Origin of the sequence: Pseudomonas sp. NFPP12, assembly GCF_900103205.1 — a bacterium.
GTDB classification, from domain to species: domain Bacteria; phylum Pseudomonadota; class Gammaproteobacteria; order Pseudomonadales; family Pseudomonadaceae; genus Aquipseudomonas; species Aquipseudomonas protegens.
On sequence record NZ_FMWW01000001.1, the window covers coordinates 1300698 to 1320097 of the forward strand.

The window sequence follows — 19400 nt, forward strand, 5'->3', positions numbered from 1 at the left end:
AGTGACCGAACACCACGAACCACCTGCTGCGACAAAAACAACAAGCTCAGGAGAACTTTCATGGACACGCTCAAACTCGCCACCCGCCGCTGGTGGTACATCATGCCCATCGTCTTCATCACCTACAGCCTGGCCTACCTGGACCGCGCCAACTACGGTTTCGCCGCGGCCTCGGGCATGGCCGACGACCTGCAGATCACCCCCGGCCTGTCCTCGCTGCTGGGGGCGCTGTTCTTCCTCGGCTATTTCTTTTTCCAGGTGCCCGGGGCGATCTACGCGCAAAAGCGCAGCGTGAAGAAGCTGATCTTCGTCAGCCTGATCCTCTGGGGCGGCCTGGCCACCCTCACCGGGATAGTCGCCAACGCCTACATGCTGATCGGCATCCGCTTCCTGCTGGGGGTGGTAGAGGCCGCGGTGATGCCGGCGATGCTGGTGTACCTGTGCCACTGGTTCACCCGCGCCGAACGCTCCCGGGCCAACACCTTCCTGATCCTCGGCAACCCGGTGACCATGCTCTGGATGTCGGTGGTCTCCGGCTACCTGGTGCAGCACTTCAGCTGGCGCTGGATGTTCATCATCGAAGGCCTGCCGGCGGTGATCTGGGCCTTTATCTGGTGGCGCCTGGCCGATGACCGACCCAGCCAGGCGCAGTGGCTGAGCCAGGACGAAAAACGCGACCTGGAAAGTGCCCTGGCTGCCGAACAGCAAGGGATCAAGGCGGTGAAGAACTACGCCGAGGCGTTCCGCTCGCCCAAGGTGATCATCCTCGCCCTGCAATTCTTCTGCTGGAGCATCGGGGTCTACGGCTTTGTCCTGTGGCTGCCGTCGATCCTCAAGCACGGCGCGCAGATGGACATGGTGGAAGCCGGCTGGCTCTCGGCCCTGCCTTACCTGGCGGCGGTGATCGCCATGCTGGCGGTGTCCTGGGGCTCGGACCGCACCCAGAAGCGCAAGCGCTTCGTCTGGCCGCCGCTGCTGGTGGCGGCCATCGCTTTCTACGGTTCCTACCTGCTGGGGGCCGAGCACTTCTGGTGGTCCTACAGCCTGCTGGTGATCGCCGGGGCCTGCATGTACGCGCCCTACGGGCCGTTCTTCGCCATCGTCCCGGAGATCCTTCCGGCCAACGTCGCCGGTGGCGCCATGGCCCTGATCAACAGCATGGGCGCCCTGGGCTCCTTCGGCGGCTCCTACCTGGTGGGCTACCTGAACAGCGCCACCGGCTCCCCCGGCGCCTCCTACCTGCTGATGAGCGGCGCGCTGCTGCTCTCGGTACTGCTGACCCTGTTGCTCAAACCCGGTGCCGACCAGCCGCAGGCCAAGGCCCTGCCCCTGCGCCGGCGCCTGGCCCACCCTTGAAACGGTCTAGAGAACCCCATGAAAAAACACCTGGTGCTGTACAAGAAACTCTCCCCAACGCTGATGGCGCGCCTGCAGGAGCAGGCGCAGGTGACCCTGATCGAAACCCTCGACGCGGCGGGGCTGAATGCCCTGCGCCAGGCGCTGCCGAGCGCCGACGGGCTGCTGGGTGCCAGCCTGCGCCTGGACGCCGAACTGCTGGACCTGGCGCCCCGGTTGCGGGCGGTGGCCAGCGTTTCGGTGGGGGTCGACAACTACGACATCGACTACCTGACCCAGCGCCGCATCCTGCTCAGCAACACCCCCGACGTGCTCACCGAGACCACCGCCGACACCGGCTTCGCGCTGATCCTGGCGGCCGCCCGGCGGGTGGTGGAACTGGCCAACCTGGTGCGCGCCGGGCAATGGCAGCGCAACATCGGGCCGGCGCACTTTGGCACGGATGTCCACGGCAAGACCCTGGGCATCATCGGCATGGGGCGCATCGGCGAAGCCCTGGCCCAGCGCGGGCATTTTGGCTTCGGCATGCCGCTGATCTACCACAGCACCCGGCCCAAGCCCGCGGTGGAGCAACGCTTCAATGCCCAGTACCGGAGCCTGGAGCAACTGCTTGAGGAAGCCGACTTCATCTGCCTGACCCTGCCCCTGACCGAACGCACCCAGGGCCTGATCGGCGCCCGGGAGTTCGCCCTGATGCGCCCCGAAAGCATCTTCATCAATATTTCCCGGGGCAAGGTGGTGGATGAAGCGGCGCTGATAGAAGCCCTGCAACAACGGCGGATTCGCGGCGCCGGGCTGGACGTCTTCGAACGCGAGCCGCTGGACCACGACTCCCCGCTGCTGCAACTGCCCAACGTCGTGGCCACCCCGCACATCGGCTCGGCCACCCACGAAACCCGCGAAGCCATGGCCCGCTGCGCAGTGGACAACCTGCTGGCGGCCCTGGCCGGCCAGCGCCCACCGAACCTGGTCAACCCCGCCGCCCTGTAACCCTATAACCCTGTAGCCGCTGCCGAGCTTTAGCGAGGCTGCGAAAAGGCCCGCAGGGCCTTGCCTGGCGATATCCAGACAACCCCCTGTCGCCGCGAAGATCCCTGCGTCTCCTACGGAGCCGTTCGCAGCCTGCGGCAGCGGCTACAGGGGTAGTGGATGCAGGGCTTCGTCGAACTGGTCCAGGCGCGGGAAGACCAGGGGCTGGTCGTCCGCCAGGTGCAGCAGGCGCTGGTGGTAGCTGTGCAGGAAGGCTTCGCGAGCCTCCTGGCTGATGTAGGGCACGTGCCAGGCCACGAAGGGTTCCAGCACGTCATAGCCGACATAGGCCAAAGTGCCGCGCAGCAGCGGGCGCAGCATGTCCTGCAGCGGGCCGTGAATCGCGCCTTCGCCGAACATGTGCTCGCGCCCGCCCAGGGTCAGGGTCACCAGGGCTTTCTTGCCCGCCAGCCCGCCCTGGTCATAGAAACGCTTGCCGCCATAACACACCCCCGACACCAGCACCCGGTCGATCCAGCCCTTGAGCATGGCCGGCACCGAGAACCAGAACACCGGGAAGTTGAGGATCAAGAGGTCGGCCCACAGCAGCTTGTCCAGCTCGGCCTGGATATCCGCGGCAATGCTCTGGTTCTTCACCCCCAAGCGCTGTTCCAGGGCATACACCAGGTAATCCGGGTTGTCCCGGGAGGCAAAATCCGCGGCGCTGGCCACCGGGTTCCAGTTCATGGCGTACAGGTCGCTGACCTGCACCTGGTGTCCCTGGGCCTCCAGGGTGCTGCGGGCCTGGTCACGCAAGGCGGCGGTGAAGGACTGCGGTTCGGGGTGGGCGTGGACGATCAACACATTCATGAAGCTTCCTCAGACAGGTTGCACAGTAACAGGGGCATCGCGTTCGGCCAGGCACTGCCGGGCGCACAAGGCGATGCGCCGGCAGGCTTCGCGCAAGTCATCCGGCTGCAGCACCAGCCCCAGGCGGATATGCCCGGCGGCGCTGGGGCCGAAGGCTTCGCCGGCCAGCACCGAGACGCCCTGCTCATCCAGCAGGCGCTCGCTGAAGGCCTGGGCGCTGAGCCCGGTGGCGCGGATATCGACCATGACGAACATGCCGCCATCGGGTTTCAACGGCCGGGCACCGGGGCAATCGGCCAGGCAGTCGCACACCAGGTCCCGCCGCTGGCGATAGGCCTGGGCCATCTCTTGCAGTTGCGGCAAGGGCTGTTCCAGGGCCACCACGGCGGCGTCCTGGATGAATTCCGGTGAGCCGTAGAGCATGCACAGGGCGAGATTTTCCAGGTGCGCGGCCAGGGCCGTCGGCGCCACCACCCAGCCCAGGCGCCAGCCAGTCATGGCATGGGACTTGGACAGGCTATTGAGGGTCGCGGTGCGCTCGGCCATGCCCGGCAGGCTGGCCGGGCTGACATGCTCGCCCTCGTACAGCAGCTCGCTGTAGACCTCGTCGCAGATCAGCCACAGGTCATGTTCGATGCACAGCGCCGCCAGGGCTTCCCAGGTGGCCCGGGGGATGCTCGCGCCAGTCGGGTTGTGCGGGCTGTTGAGCACCAGGGCCCGGGTCTTGCCGGTGATGCGCGCGGCCACCGCCTCGGGCTGCACCCGAAAGCCGTCCTCGGCCCGCACCGGCAGCGGCACCACCCGGGCGTTGCAGGCACCGAACACCGCTTCATAGGTGACGTACATCGGCTCGGCCACTATCACTTCGTCACCCGGGTCCAGCAGGCACTGGGCCACGCTGTACAGGGCGCACTGGGCACCGGCCAGCACCACCACTTGCTCGGCATCCACCACTTGCCCGCTGCGCTGCTGATGGCGGCGGGCGATGGCCTCGCGCAAGGCCCGCTTGCCGCGCACATCGGCGTAATGGGTGTGGCCGGCCTGCAGGCTGTCGATGGCCGCCTGGACGATGGGCTGGGGGGTGTCGAAATCCGGGTCGCCCACCGACAGCAACCAGACCTCTTCGCCGCGTTCGCGCTTGGCCAGGGCCCGGTAATGAATGTCCCAGGCGGCGGCGCCGTCTCCGGCAATACGTTGGGTCAGTCGAGAAAAGCGCATGCACAAGCTCCAGGAAAAAGGGATGGTCAGCGCGCGCAGGCGTGCTTGAGTTCGATCAGGGTCACGCCGTTGCGGGCAAAGCCCTCGCGCAGTTCCTGTTGCAACTCATCGAGGCTGGCGGGCTGGCTGACGCTGCAACCAAAGGCCCGGGCCAGGGCGGCAAAATCCGGATTGCGCGGCAGCACGCCAATGGGCTCGATGTTCAGGTCCAGCATGTCATCGCGGATCTGCCCCAGGGCATCGTTGTTCCACAGCAGCACCACCAGCGGGCTGCGCAGTTCCTCCACCGCCGTGGCCAACTCCTGCACGGTGTAGAGAAAACCACCATCGCCCACCAGCACCAGCCCAGGCCGCTCGGGGGCACCAAGCTTGGCGCCGATGCCGGCCGGCAAGCCGTAGCCCAAGGTGCCGTAGCCGGTGGGGTGCAGCCAACTGCGGGTGGCCCGGGTCGGGTACAGGTAGTTGCCGCTGTAGGCCAGCTGGGTCATGTCGCTGGCGATAAACCCGTGCTCCGGCAGCTCGGCGGCAATGCGTTGCAGGATCGAGCGGTGAATCTGCTGCAAGGGCCCCTGCCCGTTCTGCACCGCCTGGCGCAGATCGGCCACCGCATGAATCGCCGCCCCCGCGTCGGCCGGTGTGGGTGGCAAGGCCTGGAGCAAGGCGTCCAGGGTGGCCCGGGCATCGCCGTGCAAGGCCACCGAGCACGGGTAGAAGTCATTGAACTTGCGCGGGTCGATATCCAGGCGCAGCAGCTCGCCGTTCAGCGGCAGGCGCTCGCGCCAGTAGTCGGTGTCGGCCATTTCGGTGCCCACCGCCAGCACCACGTCGGCCTGAGCGATCAACTGCCAGCCGGGCTCCACGCACAAAGTCGCCCCGGCGTTCAGTGGCGCTTCATCCGGCAGCAGGCCCTTGCCGGCGACGCTGCTGAAGAACACCGCCCCCAGGCGCGTGCTCAGGGCCCGCAGTTGCTCGGCCGCGTGCAACGCGCCGCCGCCGGCAATGATCATCGGCCGCTTGGCCTTGCGCAGTGTGTTCGCCGCCTGCTGGATATCCGCCGCCGCAGCCGGGCCGCGAGCGGGGCGTCGCCGCACCTCGCCGGTCCAGTCCCGGGCCACCTTGGCCGCCAGCACATCCAGGGGCACGCTGATGTGCACCGGGCGCGGGCGCTGGCTGTCGAACACGGCAAAGGCCCGGGCCACCAGTTCCGGCAGGTCTTCCGGGCTCAGAGCCAGGGCCGAAAAGGCGGTGATAGGCGCGGTAATCGCCCGCTGGTCCTGGGTTTCGTGCAGCGAGCCGCAGCCCTTGCCCAGGCTGGCGCTGTGGTTGACGCTGGAAATCACCAGCAGCGGGATCGAGTCGGCGTAGGCCTGGCCGATGGGGGTCGCGACGTTGGTCACCCCCGGGCCGCTGATGACAAAGCACACCCCGGGCTTGCCGCTGACCCGGGCGTAACCGTCGGCCATGAAGCCCGCGCCCTGCTCGTGGCGGGTCAGCACATGGCGGATGCCGCTGCCGGGCAGCCCGCGGTACAGCTCCAGGGTGTGCACCCCGGGAATGCCGAACACCGTGTCGACGCCGTAGCCGGCCAGCAGCCGCACCAGGGCTTGGCCACCGGTCAAGGTCTGATCGTGCATGTCTCTCTCCTCAAGCCTGGCCAAGGCGAATCAACGCATCGACCGCGACGGTGCCCTGGGCACCGACCAACAATGGGTTCACATCCAGTTCCAGCAGTTGCCCGGCATGTTCGCAGGCGTAGTCCGCCACCGCGCCGATGGCCGCCACCAGGGCCTCAAGATCGGCCTCGGGGCGCCCGCGAAAGCCTTGCAGCAAGGTAGCGCTGCGCAGGCTGAGCAAGGCCTGGCGGATCGCCCCTTCGGTGGTGGGCAGCAGCAGACTGCGGCTGTCCTTGAGCAGTTCCACCAGCACCCCGCCGGCGCCGATCACCAGGGCCAGGCCGAAGTCGTTCTCACGCTTGATGCCGACAATCAGCTCCGCCAGGGGCGCCGCGGCCATGGGCTCCAGCAGGATCTGTTCAAAGGCCAGCCGCGGCGCATGCTCGGCAATCCGGGTGCGCATCAGCCGCAATGCGGCGCTCAGGGCTTCAGGGTCCTTGAGATTGAGGGCCACCGCCCCGGCCTCGGTCTTGTGCGGCAGCTCGGCGCTCACCGCCTTGAGCACCAGCGGGTAGCCAATGCCCGCCGCCGCGCTCAGGGCCTGCCCGGGGGTGGTCAACACGCCGTCCGGGGTGCAAAGGCCGAAGGCGCGCAGGGCCTGCTTGGACTGCCACTCGTCCAGCAGCACAGCGCTACCGTCCAGAGCCTGCGGGCACAGCGGCACCAGGGCCGACTCCCCCAGGGCCAGCAACACCGGGCGCCGCTGTTGATAGGCGACGATCCGGCCCCAGGCCGCCAGGCCGTCCTCCACCCCTTGCAAGGCGGGAATGCCATGGCCGTGCAAACGCTCGCGGGCGCTGGCGGGCAGCAGTTCGGGAAAGGCCGAAGTGACAAAACCGCGCTTGCCGTGGCGCTGCAACGCGGCGCAGAACAGCTCCAGCAGCAGGTCGCATTCCTTGCGCTCGCCGGTAAATTCGGCCGGGTAATCCAGCACCAGCATGGCGCTGTCGGCCTCGGTACGCAGGGCCGTGTCGAGCATGGCTTGCAGGGCCTGGGCATCACCCCAGATGGCGGTGGTGAAATCCAGCGGGTTCACCAGGTTGGCGTAGCCCGGCAGCACCCCGGCCAGCTCGGCGCATTGCCCGGCATCCAGCTTGGGCAGCTGCAGGGCGTTGCGCTCGGCGTAGTCGGCGATCAGCCCGGCATCGCCCCCGGAACAGGCCAGGGCCATCAGTTGCGGACCGGCCGGCAACTGCCCGCAAGAGGCGGCCTTCAAGGTCTCGACAAAACTCACCGGGCCGCTGACCCGGATCACCCCCAGGCGCTGGAACAACGCGTCGTACAGCGCATCCGATCCCGACAGCGAACTGGTGTGACTCAAGGCCAGCTCGGCGCCGATCTGCGACACCCCGGTCTTCAGGGCAATGATCGGAATGCCCTTCTCCAGGGCCTTGTGCGCCGCCCGGGCAAAACCCGGCACGTTCTTCAGGCCTTCCAGGTGCAGGCCGATGGCAGTGACCCGTGGTTCGTCCAGCAGCACGTCCATCAGTTCGGCAATGCCCAGCTGCGCCTGATTGCCCACCGACGCCATGTAGGCCACCGGCAGCGAGCGATCGCTCATGGACAGGTTGTAGGCAAAGTTGCCGCTCTGGGTCAGCACCGCCACCCCGCGTTCCACGGGCTGGCCGCCATGGGCCACCGGCCACAGCGCGGCGCTGTGCAGGTAGTCCAGCAGGCCGTAGCAGTTGGGGCCCAACAGCGCCATGTCGCCGGCCGCCTGGAGCAGTTGCTGCTGCAGGGCCTGGCCCTGGGCGCCGGTTTCGGCAAAGCCCGAGGCGTAACAGATAGCCCCGCCGGCGCCCTTGGCCGCCAGCGCCGCGACGCAGGTCAGGGTCAGCTCGCGGTTGGTGGCGACGAACACCGCATCCGGGCCGCAGGGCAGCTGTTCGATGCTGGCCACGCACGGCACTCCGTCGAGCTCGGCATGCTGCGGGTTGACCAGCCACATGGGCCCGGTAAAACCGCCTTCGGCGCAGCGCTTGAGGGCCCGGGCCATGCTGCGCCCACCGACGAAAGCCAGGTGCCTTGGGGCCAGCAGGCGCTTGAGATTGTCACGCAAAGTCTGGGACATGACGGCAATTCTCCAGGGCGCTCAGCGCATCAGCGGCCGCAGCAGTTCACGGGAAATGATGTGGCGCTGGATCTCCGAAGTGCCTTCCCAGATCCGCTCGATCCGCGCATTGCGCCAGATGCGTTCCACCGGGCCTTCGTCCATCAGGCCCATGCCGCCGTAGATCTGCACCGCCTCATCGGCCACCCGGCCCAGCACTTCACTGGCGAACAGCTTGGCCATGCCGGCCTCGCCATCGGTCATGCTGCCCTGGTCCATCTTCCAGGCGGTATGCAGGGTCAACAGCTCGGCGGCGCGGATCTGCGTGGCCATGTCCGCCAGCTTGAACGACACCCCCTGGTAACTGCCGATGGCCTGGCCGAACTGCTTGCGGTCCGCGGCCCATTGCAGGGAGGCATCCAGGGCGCGCTGGGCCTGCCCGACGCAGTTGGCGGCGACCATCACTCGCCCGGCGGTGAGCCAGGCGTTGGCCACTTCCCAGCCCTTGCCCACCTCCCCCAGCACCTTGGAAGCCGGTACCCGGCAGTCATCGAAGAACATCTCGAAGGTGTGGTAGCCGCGGTTGCTCACGCACTTGGGGCCACGGCGGATGGTCAGGCCCGGGGTGTCGCGATCCACCAGGAACGAAGTCACCGCGTTGCGCTGGCGGCCGTTGTGCTCATAGGTGCCGGTGACCGCAAAGACAATGGCGAAATCCGCATGCCCGGCGTGGCTGATGAAGTGCTTGCTGCCGTTGAGCACGAAGTCGCCGCCGTCGCGCACGGCGCGGGTCTTGATCGCATTGGCGTCGGAGCCGGCCCCGGGTTCGGTCAGGGCGAAGCAGTCGACCTTGCGCCCCTGCACGCAGGGCAGCAGGTAGTCGCCGATCTGCGAGCCGGTGCAGGCCATGAGGATTTTCGACGGCCGGGCAACGAACACATGCAGGGCCCAGGAACACTTGGCCAGCTCGCGCTCGATCAGCGCCTGGGACAGGTAGTCCAGGCCGCCACCACCCACTTCTTCCGGCATGTTGAAGGCATAGAAGCCAGCGGCGATGGCCTTGCTACGGATCTCCCCGGCGAGGTCGGCGCTGACCTCATCGGCGCGGTCCACCGCCTCTTCGTGGGGCAGCAACTCCTTGCTGACAAAACTGCGAACCGCGTCCACCAACATTTCTTGTTCTTGGCTGAGTTGGAAATTCATGGCGCTACCTGTGAGTGATTGACGGTGCAAAAAAACCAGTGATCTGGCAGGACGATCTGGCGAAAAACACCTTCCCGTAGGAGCCAGCTTGCTGGCGAACAGGCCCTTGAATCAGGCGCTGTTCTTGCGGGCGCCTTCGCCGGCAAGCCGGCTCCTACAAAATGGGCACATGGCCCAGGGGCCCTTTCGCCGGCAAACCGAGCGCCGCCCGGCCGCCCCTACAACCCTTGGAAACGTGGCGGGCGTTTTTCGCTGACGGCACGCAGGGCTTCGGCGCCGTCGGCGCTGCGCCCGCACAGCAGGCCGGCGGCCAGTTCGGCGGCCAGTTGCTGCACCAGGCTGCGGTCGGCGCCCTGGCGGATCAGCTTCTTGGTCTGGGCAAAGGCGAAGGTCGGGCCCGTGGCCAGGCGCGCCGCCAGCTCGCTGACGCTGCCGATCAGTTGCTCGTCGGCGCACACCTCGCCGACCAAACCGGCGGCCAGGGCGCGTTCGGCGCTCCACAACTCATCGAGGAACAGCAGGCGCTTGGCCTGTTCGCTGCCGATCAAGCGCGGCAGGTGCCAGCTGGCCCCGGCGTCCGGCGAGTAGGCCATGCTGGTGTAGCCGGCCTTGAAGCGCGCCGACTGCCCGGCCACCCGCAGGTCGCAGCACAGCGCCAGGTCCATGCCACCGCCCACCGCCGTGCCGTTGATGGCGGCAATGGTGGGTTTGTCCAGGCTGTGCAGGCAGGTCATCAAGGCGTGGGCGGTTTCGGTCCAGCCGTAGCTTTCCAGGGCGCCGCGGGCCTCGGCTTCGGCCCATTCCGCCAGATCGGCCCCGGCGCAGAAACTGCGGCCGCTGCCGGTCAGCACCAGCACCCGTACCGCCGGGTCACTGTTGCAGTGCTCCAGCAAGGCATGCAGTTGCTTGAGGGTGGGGATGTCCAGGGCGTTGCGTTGCTCCGGGCGATTGAGGGTGATCCAGGCTACGCCGGCTTCGACCCGGCTGAGCAGCGACGATGAAGGGGTCATGTGCGTCCTCGAATTATTGTGGTTGGCGTGAGGGAGGTGACGTGAGGGCCATACTAAACGAGTGTTCAACAAGGCGGCAATTGGTTGATCGAGGCCTGTCCTCATTCTGGTAAACACACATAACTCGTTGTTTTAAATAGATATTAATCAAAACCAATCGTTGCTTCGGGCGCCTCTGTTACAACTTCGAACAACCGCCTACAACCTCCCGCGCGGGCTCTGTAGCCGCTGCCGAGCCTGCGAGGCTGCGCAAAGGACCGCAGGGCCTTGCTTGGCGGTCCTCAGGCAGACCCTGGGCGCCTTCAAGACCGCCGCGTCTCCTGCGTCGGCATGTCGCCCAAGCCGCTCGCAGCCTGCGGCAGCGGCTACAGGGAAATGTAGGAGCTGGCTTGCCAGCGAAAGCGCAGGCCCAGGCGATGCAGGGCTCAAGGGCCTCTTCGCCGGCAAGCCGGCTCCTACGGGAGCCTGAGTGGTGTACCTGCCGGCTCCTACACGGCGGCTGCAGGTTGCAGTTGGCGTTTGCGCTGCATCAGGTAGTAGGCGCCGTAGCACAGGGCGATAAAGCCCGAGCCCCAGTACAGCGACGGACGCTGGGTTTCATCCAGGGCCAGGAACACGAACAGCGAACTGCACAGGACGATGCACAGCAGCGGCACCAGAGGGAACCAGGGCGCGCGGTACTTGAGCTGCTCCAGTTGCCCGCCTTCGCGCAGGAACTGGCGACGGAAGCGGTACTGGGCCAGGGCAATGACGATCCAGGTCACGGTGCCGGCCATGCCGCTCACCGCCATCAGCACCATGAACAGGGTGTCGGCGGCGATGAAGCTGGTCATCAACGAGATCAGGGCAAAGCACAGGGTGATGAACAGGGCGCGCAGGGGGACGCCTTGTTTGCTCAGGGGCGACAGGGCCTTGGGCGCCATGCCGGATTTGGACATGGCCCAGAGGATGCGCGTGGAGGCATACAAACCGGAGTTGCCCACCGAAAGAATCGCCGTGAGGATCACGAAGTTCATCAGGTCGGCGGCGTAGGGAATGCCCACCATGTCGAACACCTGGACGAAGGGGCTTTCCACCAGCCCGGCCTGCTGCCAGGGAATGATCGCCGCCAGCACCATCACCGCCAGCACGTAGAAGATCAGCACGCGAAACACCACGTTGCGTACGGCGCGGGGGATGCTTTTTTCCGGCTGGTCGGTTTCACCGGCGGCCACGCCCATGATCTCGCAGCCCTGGAAGGCGTAGACCACGGTCATCATCACCGCGAACACCGCCGGCAGGCCGTTGGGGAACAGGGAGTCGCCCTTGAGGTTGTCGAACATCGGCGCCGGGGCGCCGCTGGGCAGGTCGATGACGCCGAAGATCACCAGCGCGCCCACCACGATAAAGCTCAGGATCGCCAGCACCTTGACCCCGGCGAACCAGTATTCGGCCTCGCCAAAGGCCCGGGTGGCCAGGGCGTTGATGCCAAACAGCAAGGCCACGAACAGCGCCGACCAGTACCAGATCGGCACCCCGGGAAACCAGCGCTGCATCAGCATGCCGGCGGCGGTGAACTCCAGGCCCACGGTGGTGGCCCAGCTCATCCAGTAGACCCAGCCGATCATGAAGCCGGTGGCCGGGCCGATGTACTTGGTGGCGTGGGCCTGGAACGAGCCGGACACCGGCATCTGCACCGACAGCTCGCCCAGGCAGACCATTACCAGGTACATCAGGAAGCCGGCCACCAGGTAGGAGAGGATCGCCCCCCAGGGCCCGCCCTGGTTGATGGTGACCCCGGAGCCCATGAACAGCCCGGTGCCGATCACCCCGCCCAGGGACAGCATGAAAATGTGCCGGCTCTTCAGCGAGCGCGTCAGTTGGATGCCTTTGCTTTCAGTACTGGTCGTCATGGTGCACCTCAGCAGTCGGTGAGGCGCAGGGCGCGGGGCGATGGGACGGGACGTGGGGCACAAGCAGCTTGCAGGCAGTTCATTATTATTATCTCCAATAAGCTTCGAAGGCCGCGGCGGGCGCGGCTCAAGCGATTATTGGAAAGCCATGTAAGTTCGGGTTGAAGCAAAAGATCGAAGATGTAAAAAGTCGTAAGGATTTTGTACGTCAGGCCGCCAGCAAGCGCTGCAGCAAGGCCCGAGACTCTTGCCAGGGCCGCTGCAGCCTCGCCGCCAGGGGCGCCAGAGCCGGGCGATCCGCCTGCTGCGCCGCCGCCTCCAACTCCCGCAGCACCCGGGCCAGCGCGCAAAACCCCAGGGAGTCGGCACTGCCCGCCAGCCGATGGGCCAGGTGCAGGACCTCGGTGCAGTCTTCGGCGGCCAGGGCGTCGGCCAACAGTGGTTGTTGCTGATCCAGGGCATCGGCCAGGATCTGGAGCAGGTCCTGCAACTTCTGCTCGCCCAACAGACTGCGATGAGTGTCCAGCAAGCCCTGGTCGAGCAAGCCTTGCGGGGCCTGCAACAGCGGTGGCTGCAGTTGCCCGGCCAGCGCCTGACGCAGGCTGGCCAACTGCAACGGCTTGCCGAGAATGCCTTGCATCCCGGCCTGCAGATAACTGCGCACCACAGACGGCTGGACGCTGGCGGTCAGGGCGAAGATCCGCACCTGCCGATTGGGCCCGGGGCGGCGGCGGATGTCCCGGCACAACTCGACCCCGCTGATGCCGGGCAGGTGCACATCCAGCAGCAACAGGTCGAAGGCTTGCTGCCGGCACAGGGCCAGGGCCGTTTCACCGTCTTGCGCCAGCCACACCTGATGGCCGTCACGCTGCAGCAGGCCACTGGCCACTTCGCGGTTGAGGGCCACGTCTTCGACCACCAGGATCTTCAAACCCTGCGCCGGCACCTGAAGCTGTGGCGACGGCAAAGGCTCTTGACCCACCCCCAGCACCAGCTCGAACCAGAAACAACTGCCCTGCCCCAACTCGCTGTCGACGCCAATGCGTCCGTCCAGTTGCTGCAGCAAGTGTTTGCAGATCGCCAGCCCGAGGCCAGTGCCGCCATAGCGGCGGCTGACTTCATCACTGGCCTGGACGAAACGCTCGAAGATCTTTTCGCGCATCGACGCGGCAATACCGATGCCGTTGTCGCGCACGCAGCAACGCAGGCGCTGGCCCTCGGCGGCGCTGTGCAGCACCTGCACTTCGACCCGCACCCAGCCGTCTTCGGTAAAACGAATGGCGTTGGCCAGCAGGTTGCTCAGCACCTGGCGCAGGTACTGCTCGGCGCCCTGCTGGCGCGGTGCCAGTTGTTCGTCGATGTGCAATTCCAGGCGGGTGCGGTTGGCCTCGGCCCGGGGCTGCAACAAGGTGGTGACTTCTTCCAGCAACTGACGCAGGGAGAAGTCCCGCACTTCCGGGCGGCTTTCGCCCTCCTCCAACCGGGCAAAGGACAGCACTTCGTTGAGGATGCTCAGTAGGCCCTCCCCGGCTTGATGCAAGGCCTGCAAGCGCTGGCGATCCTGGCTGCCCAGGGGCGCCGAACGCAGCAGTTCGGCCATGCCGAGGATACCGTTCAACGGGGTGCGCAGTTCATGGCTCATGGTCGCCAGAAAGCGCGACTTGGCGAGGTTCGCGGCTTCGGCCTCGTCCTTGGCGTGCATCAGGCTGGCGGTGCGGCGCTGGACCATTTTCTGCAATTCATCGCGCTTGTCCTGCAGGGCCAGACGGTCGGCTTCGCGGCGCTGCACATCATCGAGCACCGCCCGGCGCATGTCGTCCAGGGCCCGGGCTACGGTGTCGATCTCGTCGCCATCCGGGCGCTGGCGCTTGTCCAGGTGCAGGGGCTCGTGCAGCTCGCCGGCCGCCACGCGCCGGGCGAAATCGGCCATCACTTGCAGGTGCCGGGTCACCAGGCGGTAGAACAGCCCGGACAAGGCCACCGCCAGCCCGCAGAGAAACACGCTCATCCACAACAGGCTGGCCAGCCCGGTGGCGTACAGGCGCCGGTACACCGCCCCCAGATCGGTGCTGACCTGCAACTCGCCGAGCTGGCGCAGCGGCCCGGACGGCGGCTGGTAGCTCAGGGGGAAACGCTCGACCCGCAGCGGCCCGATCAGCTCGGCACTGCCCTGCTGCAAGTCGAAGTCGTTGCTGATCAGGTGCACCCGAGCCACATCGGAAAAGTCCACCAGCCCCTGCAACTGCACGGTCAGCTGTTCCTGGTTGAGGTCCCACAGGTTGCGTTCCAGGCTGCCCAGGTAACCGGCGCGGATCAGCTCCATGCGGCTGTCGATGTCGCGCATTTCCCGGCGGTATTCGAAGTACAGCTGCACGCTGCTGGCGAGCACGGTGAAGCACAGGCTGAACAGCAGGATAAACAGCAGCAGGCGGCGCAACAGGCCGCTGGGCCGCAGCGCAATCATGGCCGGCCCTCGACCTGGGCCTTGAGCATGGCGCGGTAGCCGTCCTGGCTTTGCGCCAGCCAGCGCTGGATCGCCCCGCTGTCCACCTGGCGCTGCAACTGGGTGTCGATCTCGGCCATGCGCGGCGCCAGGGGCGAATGGCGCGACACCGCCAGGCGCAGGTAGTCGACGCTCACCGCCTGGGGCAAGGCGATGATGTCCTGGGCCCCCGGCAATTGCTCGATGAACAGCTGCCCGGTGCGGCGTTCATGGGGGATGAAATCGATGCGCTGGCGGATCAGCTTGCCGAAGTTCTGCTGGCTGCTGGAAACCCATTCGATATTGCCGTGCTGCACCACTTCGCGGTCGAAATCCTGGCCGTAGCTCTCGCCGAACAGCAGGCCGCCGCGGTAGGCGGTCAGGTCCTGCAAGTGGGTAAAACTCGGCAGGTTGCGGCGGTTGACGAACAGCGCCACCTCCTCACGCAGCACCGGCACCCGGGAAAACAACAGGTCCTGCTGGCGCTGGCCGGTGCTGTAGGCCAGCACCACATCCACCCGGCCCGCGGCGGCGTCCAGCAGGCAGCGCTTCCAGTTGCCCAGCACCACCACCTGCACCTGATAGCCCAGGTCCCCCAGCACCTGGCGCACCACCGTCGGTGCCAGGCCGCGCACCTGGCTGCCGTCGCTCCAGGAAATCGGCGGGTACACCGGGTAGTCGCAATAACGCAGCACGGGCTGGGGCTGCGGCGCGGGCTCGGCCCAGGTCGCGCCGGCCAGCGGGATCAGGCACAGGCACAGCACCAGCGCGCGACGCAGCAATTCAGGCCGCCACGCTAGCGGTGAACAGGTAACCGGCGCCGTGGATGGTGATGATCAGCTCCGGCTCGGCCGGATCGTCGTGCAGCTTGCGCCGCAGGCGGCCCACCAGCACGTCGATGGAACGGTCGCTGGGCACCCATTCGCGGTTGCGGATCTGGTCCATCAACTGGTCGCGGCTCAGGGTGTGGCCGCTGTTGCGCAGGAACACGCTGAGCAATTGGTATTCGCCGTGGGTCAGCAGGGTTTCAGCGCCCCGCGGGTCGATCAGCCGGCGGCGGTCGGTGTCCAGGGCCCAGTCGGCGAACTGCTTGACCGGGCTCGGGCTGTTGGCCGGGGCCTGGGGCGGGCTGGCCTGGCGCACCCGACGGATCAGGTTCTTGGCCCGGGACACCAGCTCGCGGGGGTTGAGGGGTTTGATCACGTAGTCGTCGGCGCCGCATTCCAGGCCGACGATGCGGTCGATGTCGTCGTTGCGCCCGGTGATCAGGATGATCCCCACTTCCGAACGCACCCGCAGTTCCCGGGTCAGGGTCAGGCCGTCCTTGCCCGGCAGGCGGATGTCCAGCATCAGCAGGTCCACCGTGTGCTGGCCGAGAAAGCTCTCCGCCTGCTCCGCGGTGGCGGCGCAATGCACGTCGTAGCCTTCCTGAGAGAGATAAGCCTGAAGCAGCTCGCGAATCAGCGGATCGTCGTCGACGATCAATACCCGAGGAGTCATCGCCTGTGTTCCTGATTATTTTTATTAGAGAAACCACCTACAGCGCAGCAGCCTAGCCATTACTGAACAACCGATCAACAGCCCTATGTCGGCACAGCGAAACCGCGCCCGCCGCTGGCCAGCAGCCCCTCGACCCAGGCCTCGCAGATCTGCACGCCCTGCTGCGGGCTGAAGGTCCCGGGGTTGAGCCCGGATTCCAGCCACAGGCCGTCGAGCAAGGCGCTGAGGCTGATGGCCGCCAGATCGGCGTCGAAGCCTTTCCAGCCCTGAATGCCGGCCAACTGGCCCAGCAGGCCGGCCAGCTCGTTACGGTATTCACCATAGGAATGTTCGTGGGCCAGGTTGATCGCCTCGGCGGTCTTCACCGCGCCCCAGAAGGCCAGCCAGGCATCCAGCAGCCGCGGGTCCAGCAGTTCGGCGCAGAACGAGGCGCGAAAGAACGCCGACAGCCGCTGCCGGGGGTCGGGCGCGGCCTGCTCCATGGCCTCGCGCAGCAGGCTCATGACCCGCCCGGTGATCGCGCGATAGGCCTCGGCCACCAGCTCGTCCTTGCCGGAATAGTGATGGCTGATCAGCCCCACCGAGACCCCGGCCTCGGCGGAAATCTTGCGGATCGAAGCGCCCTGGAAACCGTGGAGCTTGAGGCAGGTCAGCGTCGCCTCGATCAGCTCGGCCTTGCGCAGATCGGGTTCCAGGCGGGAAAAGCGCGCTTCCTGGCTCATGGGGCGGGTTCCTTGGACAGTGGCGGGAAGTTGAAACTGAACGACTGTACAACAGGCCTTCCGTGGCTATCCAGCGTTTGTGTGGCCGCCCAAGCCGCACCGCTTCCTGTGGCCGCTGCCGAAGGCTGCGAACGGTCTGGGCGGCATTCCGCCGCAGGGCCGCAAAGATCTTGAAGACGACACAGGTTCGGCTGGAGATCGTCAAGCAAGGCCCTGCGGGCCTTTTCGCAGCTTCGCCAGGGCTCAGCAGCGGCTACACATGACAAAGCCGGGAGCACCGTGACAAAAACAACAAACGGCGCGGTCCCTGTAGCCGCTGCCGAAGGCTGCGCACGGTCTGGGCGGCACTCCGTCGCAGGGACGCAAAGATCTTGAAGACGACACAGGTTCGGCTGGAGATCGTCAAGCAAGGTCCTGCGGGCCTTTTCGCAGCTTCGCCAGGGCTCGGCAGCGGCTACAGGTAGATACAAACCCACGTGTGGTCAGGCGCGGTAGTCGGGGGCGATGCGCTCCAGCAGGCGCAACAACGCTGCCCAGGCCAGTTGCATGGCGTCCGGGTCGTTGAGTTCGCCTTCCTGCAGCGGTCGGCCCGGGTCGTTGAACTGGCGTTCGGTGTGGGCGCAGACCGCGTCCGGCGGTAGCACGATCTCCCCCGCCGCCTGGGCCGCCAGCTGGATCTCGCAGGCCTTCTCCAGGTAATACATGCGCAAAAACGCCTGGCTCACGGTTTCGCCCACGGTGAGCAGGCCATGGTTGCGCAGCATCAGCACGCTCTTGTCGCCGAGGTCGGCCACCAGACGTTGCTGCTCGCCGAGGTCCAGGGCTACGCCTTCGTAGTCGTGGTAGGCCACGCGGCCATAGAACTCCATGGAAATCTGGTTCACCGGCAGCAAGCCGCATTTGAGCGCCGCCACCGCGCAACCAGCCTTGGTGTGGGTGTGCAGCACGCACTGGGCGTCTTCCCGGGCGCCGTGAATGGCGCTGTGGATCACGAACCCCGCCGGGTTCACCGGGTACGGCGACGGCTCCACGGCTTCGCCATTGAGGTCGATCTTCACCAGGTTGGAGGCGGTGATTTCATCGAACATCAGGCCGTAGGGGTTGATCAGGAAGTGATGCTCGGGCCCGGGCAGGCGCACCGAGATATGGGTAAAGATCAGGTCGGTCATGCGAAAGTGCGCGATCAGCCGGTAGCAGGCCGCCAGCTCTTCGCGCAGGCGCTGTTCGGTGCTGCTGCGCTCGGTCAGGGCGTGGGGGCTGGGAGCGATATTGTTCATTGTTGGAGTCCTCCAGGCGGGTGGGCGGGCAAACAGGGTCGGTAAAAAGAGCCGGCAAACAATAGGACCGGACGCCCGCAGGCGTCCAGCCCGTTGCGCTTACTTGCTGGCCCAGGCGTTGAAGCGCTCTTCCAGCTCTTCGCCATGATCGACCCAGAACTCCACGTTCATCGCCAGGGCGTCCTTGAGGTTCTGTTCCGAGGTCGGCACCCACTGCGCCAGCGCCGGGTCGAGCTTGGCCGCGGCCAGGGTGTTGGTCGGGCCATAGGGGATCTGCTTGACGTAGTCGACCTGGACCTCGGGGCGGTTGGCGAAGGCGATGAAGCGCTTGGCCTGATCCACGTGTTTCGAGCCCTTGATGATCGCCCAGTAGTCCATGCCGTACAGGCTGCCGGGCCAGACCACCGCCAGCGGCGCGCCGGCCTGGGCGGCCACGGCGATGCGGCCGCTGTAGGTGGAAGTCATCACCACATCACCGGCGGCCAGCCACTGCCCCGGCTGGGCCCCGGCCTCCCACCACTGGATGTAGGGCTTGAGTTCGCTGAGTTTGGCAAAGGCCCGGTCCACCCCCTCGGGCGTGGCCAGGACCTTGTACACGTCCTCGACCTTGACCCCGTCGGCCATCAGGGCGAATTCCAGGTTGTACACCGCGCGCTTGCGCAGGCCGCGCTTGCCGGGGAACTGCTTGACGTCCCAGAAATCCGCCCAGGATGTCGGGGCCTTGGCCAGCTTGTTGCGGTCGTAGGCAATGGCCACGCTCCACACCAGGACCGCCGAGCCGCAGGGCTGGGCGGCGTCTGGAATCAGCTGCTCGGCACGGCCCAGGGCCTTCCAGTCCAGGGGCTCGTACATGCCTTCGTCGCAGCCGCGCATCAGGTCCGGGCCTTCGATCTGCACCACGTCCCAGTCGACGTTGCCGGTGTCGACCATGACCTTGATCCGGGCCATTTCGCCGTTGTATTCGCTCTGGATCAGCTTGCTGCCATCGGCCTTGCTGAAGGGTTGGAACAACGCCACATCCTGGGCTTTTTGTCCGGCTCCGCCGTACGCCACGACCACCATGTCGGGGGCTGCCTGGGCAGTGCCCTGGCCCAGGGTCAGACCCAGGGCGAGGCTCAGGGCCAGGAAAGAACAACCGTGCTTGCGGGTGAGCGCTTTCATCTGTGAATCCTCTTCGC

Annotated in this window: 15 protein-coding genes; 2 read left to right on the forward strand and 13 right to left on the reverse strand. The window is 66.5% G+C overall.

Annotated elements, in window-relative coordinates; all coding sequences use genetic code 11:
• Nucleotides 1-60: 60 nt before the first annotated feature.
• Both BLS75_RS05490 and BLS75_RS05495 read left to right on the forward strand, forming a co-directional pair.
• A complete protein-coding gene (locus BLS75_RS05490) occupies nucleotides 61-1356 on the forward strand; it encodes an MFS transporter (RefSeq protein WP_015635407.1) in 1296 nt (431 codons plus the stop codon).
• An 18-nt stretch (nucleotides 1357-1374) separates the two neighbouring features.
• Nucleotides 1375-2346: a 2-hydroxyacid dehydrogenase gene (locus BLS75_RS05495; RefSeq protein ID WP_072452208.1), complete on the forward strand. Its 972-nt coding sequence runs from the start codon at nucleotides 1375-1377 to the stop codon at nucleotides 2344-2346.
• Nucleotides 2347-2490: 144 nt separating this feature from the next.
• On the opposite strand, the gene BLS75_RS05500 is transcribed toward BLS75_RS05495, so the two are convergent.
• From BLS75_RS05500 to BLS75_RS05560, 13 genes are all read right to left on the reverse strand, one after another.
• Nucleotides 2491-3195: an NAD(P)H-dependent oxidoreductase gene (locus tag BLS75_RS05500; RefSeq protein WP_072452209.1), complete on the reverse strand. Its 705-nt coding sequence runs from the start codon at nucleotides 3193-3195 to the stop codon at nucleotides 2491-2493.
• Between the two features lie 9 nt (nucleotides 3196-3204).
• Nucleotides 3205-4413: a pyridoxal phosphate-dependent aminotransferase gene (locus BLS75_RS05505; RefSeq protein ID WP_072452210.1), complete on the reverse strand. Its 1209-nt coding sequence runs from the start codon at nucleotides 4411-4413 to the stop codon at nucleotides 3205-3207.
• Nucleotides 4414-4439: 26 nt separating this feature from the next.
• Entirely contained in the window at nucleotides 4440-6047 is a 1608-nt protein-coding gene (locus tag BLS75_RS05510) for a 5-guanidino-2-oxopentanoate decarboxylase (RefSeq protein WP_072452211.1), read from the reverse strand.
• Nucleotides 6048-6057: 10 nt separating this feature from the next.
• Nucleotides 6058-8157 carry an acetate--CoA ligase family protein gene (locus BLS75_RS05515; RefSeq protein ID WP_072452212.1) on the reverse strand — a complete coding sequence of 700 codons (2100 nt, stop codon included), beginning with the start codon at nucleotides 8155-8157 and terminating at the stop codon, nucleotides 6058-6060.
• A 21-nt stretch (nucleotides 8158-8178) separates the two neighbouring features.
• A complete protein-coding gene (locus tag BLS75_RS05520; RefSeq protein WP_011061007.1) occupies nucleotides 8179-9339 on the reverse strand; it encodes an acyl-CoA dehydrogenase family protein in 1161 nt (386 codons plus the stop codon).
• 218 nt (nucleotides 9340-9557) lie between these two features.
• A complete protein-coding gene (locus BLS75_RS05525) occupies nucleotides 9558-10349 on the reverse strand; it encodes an enoyl-CoA hydratase/isomerase family protein (protein ID WP_072452213.1) in 792 nt (263 codons plus the stop codon).
• A 488-nt stretch (nucleotides 10350-10837) separates the two neighbouring features.
• Nucleotides 10838-12241, reverse strand: coding sequence for an amino acid permease (locus BLS75_RS05530; RefSeq protein WP_072452214.1), 1404 nt, complete (start codon nucleotides 12239-12241; stop codon nucleotides 10838-10840).
• Between the two features lie 208 nt (nucleotides 12242-12449).
• Nucleotides 12450-14705 carry an ATP-binding protein gene (locus tag BLS75_RS05535; RefSeq protein ID WP_072452215.1) on the reverse strand — a complete coding sequence of 752 codons (2256 nt, stop codon included), beginning with the start codon at nucleotides 14703-14705 and terminating at the stop codon, nucleotides 12450-12452.
• Nucleotides 14702-15505 carry a substrate-binding periplasmic protein gene (locus tag BLS75_RS05540; RefSeq protein WP_072452216.1) on the reverse strand — a complete coding sequence of 268 codons (804 nt, stop codon included), beginning with the start codon at nucleotides 15503-15505 and terminating at the stop codon, nucleotides 14702-14704. Before BLS75_RS05540 ends, BLS75_RS05535 begins: the two co-directional genes overlap by 4 nt.
• A gap of 1 nt (nucleotide 15506) precedes the next feature.
• Nucleotides 15507-16223, reverse strand: a complete 717-nt coding sequence (locus BLS75_RS05545; RefSeq protein WP_011061002.1) for a response regulator — start codon at nucleotides 16221-16223, stop codon at nucleotides 15507-15509.
• 83 nt (nucleotides 16224-16306) lie between these two features.
• On the reverse strand, nucleotides 16307-16945 hold the full coding sequence (locus tag BLS75_RS05550; RefSeq protein ID WP_053151166.1) for a TetR family transcriptional regulator C-terminal domain-containing protein: 639 nt from the start codon (nucleotides 16943-16945) through the stop codon (nucleotides 16307-16309).
• 482 nt (nucleotides 16946-17427) lie between these two features.
• The gene (locus BLS75_RS05555) at nucleotides 17428-18222 is read right to left on the reverse strand and encodes a class II aldolase/adducin family protein (protein ID WP_019093492.1); all 795 of its coding nucleotides are present in this window, start codon (nucleotides 18220-18222) and stop codon (nucleotides 17428-17430) included.
• 99 nt (nucleotides 18223-18321) lie between these two features.
• Nucleotides 18322-19383, reverse strand: coding sequence for a polyamine ABC transporter substrate-binding protein (locus tag BLS75_RS05560; protein WP_072452217.1), 1062 nt, complete (start codon nucleotides 19381-19383; stop codon nucleotides 18322-18324).
• Nucleotides 19384-19400: the final 17 nt, after the last annotated feature.

Excerpts from the sequence above, each read along its gene's own strand:
- BLS75_RS05490 (WP_015635407.1), top strand. The coding sequence starts at position 61 with ATGGACACGCTCAAACTCGCCACCCGCCGCTGGTGGTACATCATGCCC.
- BLS75_RS05495 (WP_072452208.1), top strand. The coding sequence starts at position 1,375 with ATGAAAAAACACCTGGTGCTGTACAAGAAACTCTCCCCAACGCTGATG.
- BLS75_RS05500 (WP_072452209.1), bottom strand. The coding sequence starts at position 3,195 with ATGAATGTGTTGATCGTCCACGCCCACCCCGAACCGCAGTCCTTCACC.
- BLS75_RS05505 (WP_072452210.1), bottom strand. The coding sequence starts at position 4,413 with ATGCGCTTTTCTCGACTGACCCAACGTATTGCCGGAGACGGCGCCGCC.
- BLS75_RS05510 (WP_072452211.1), bottom strand. The coding sequence starts at position 6,047 with ATGCACGATCAGACCTTGACCGGTGGCCAAGCCCTGGTGCGGCTGCTG.
- BLS75_RS05515 (WP_072452212.1), bottom strand. The coding sequence starts at position 8,157 with ATGTCCCAGACTTTGCGTGACAATCTCAAGCGCCTGCTGGCCCCAAGG.
- BLS75_RS05520 (WP_011061007.1), bottom strand. The coding sequence starts at position 9,339 with ATGAATTTCCAACTCAGCCAAGAACAAGAAATGTTGGTGGACGCGGTT.
- BLS75_RS05525 (WP_072452213.1), bottom strand. The coding sequence starts at position 10,349 with ATGACCCCTTCATCGTCGCTGCTCAGCCGGGTCGAAGCCGGCGTAGCC.
- BLS75_RS05530 (WP_072452214.1), bottom strand. The coding sequence starts at position 12,241 with ATGACGACCAGTACTGAAAGCAAAGGCATCCAACTGACGCGCTCGCTG.
- BLS75_RS05535 (WP_072452215.1), bottom strand. The coding sequence starts at position 14,705 with ATGATTGCGCTGCGGCCCAGCGGCCTGTTGCGCCGCCTGCTGCTGTTT.
- BLS75_RS05545 (WP_011061002.1), bottom strand. The coding sequence starts at position 16,223 with ATGACTCCTCGGGTATTGATCGTCGACGACGATCCGCTGATTCGCGAG.
- BLS75_RS05550 (WP_053151166.1), bottom strand. The coding sequence starts at position 16,945 with ATGAGCCAGGAAGCGCGCTTTTCCCGCCTGGAACCCGATCTGCGCAAG.
- BLS75_RS05555 (WP_019093492.1), bottom strand. The coding sequence starts at position 18,222 with ATGAACAATATCGCTCCCAGCCCCCACGCCCTGACCGAGCGCAGCAGC.
- BLS75_RS05560 (WP_072452217.1), bottom strand. The coding sequence starts at position 19,383 with ATGAAAGCGCTCACCCGCAAGCACGGTTGTTCTTTCCTGGCCCTGAGC.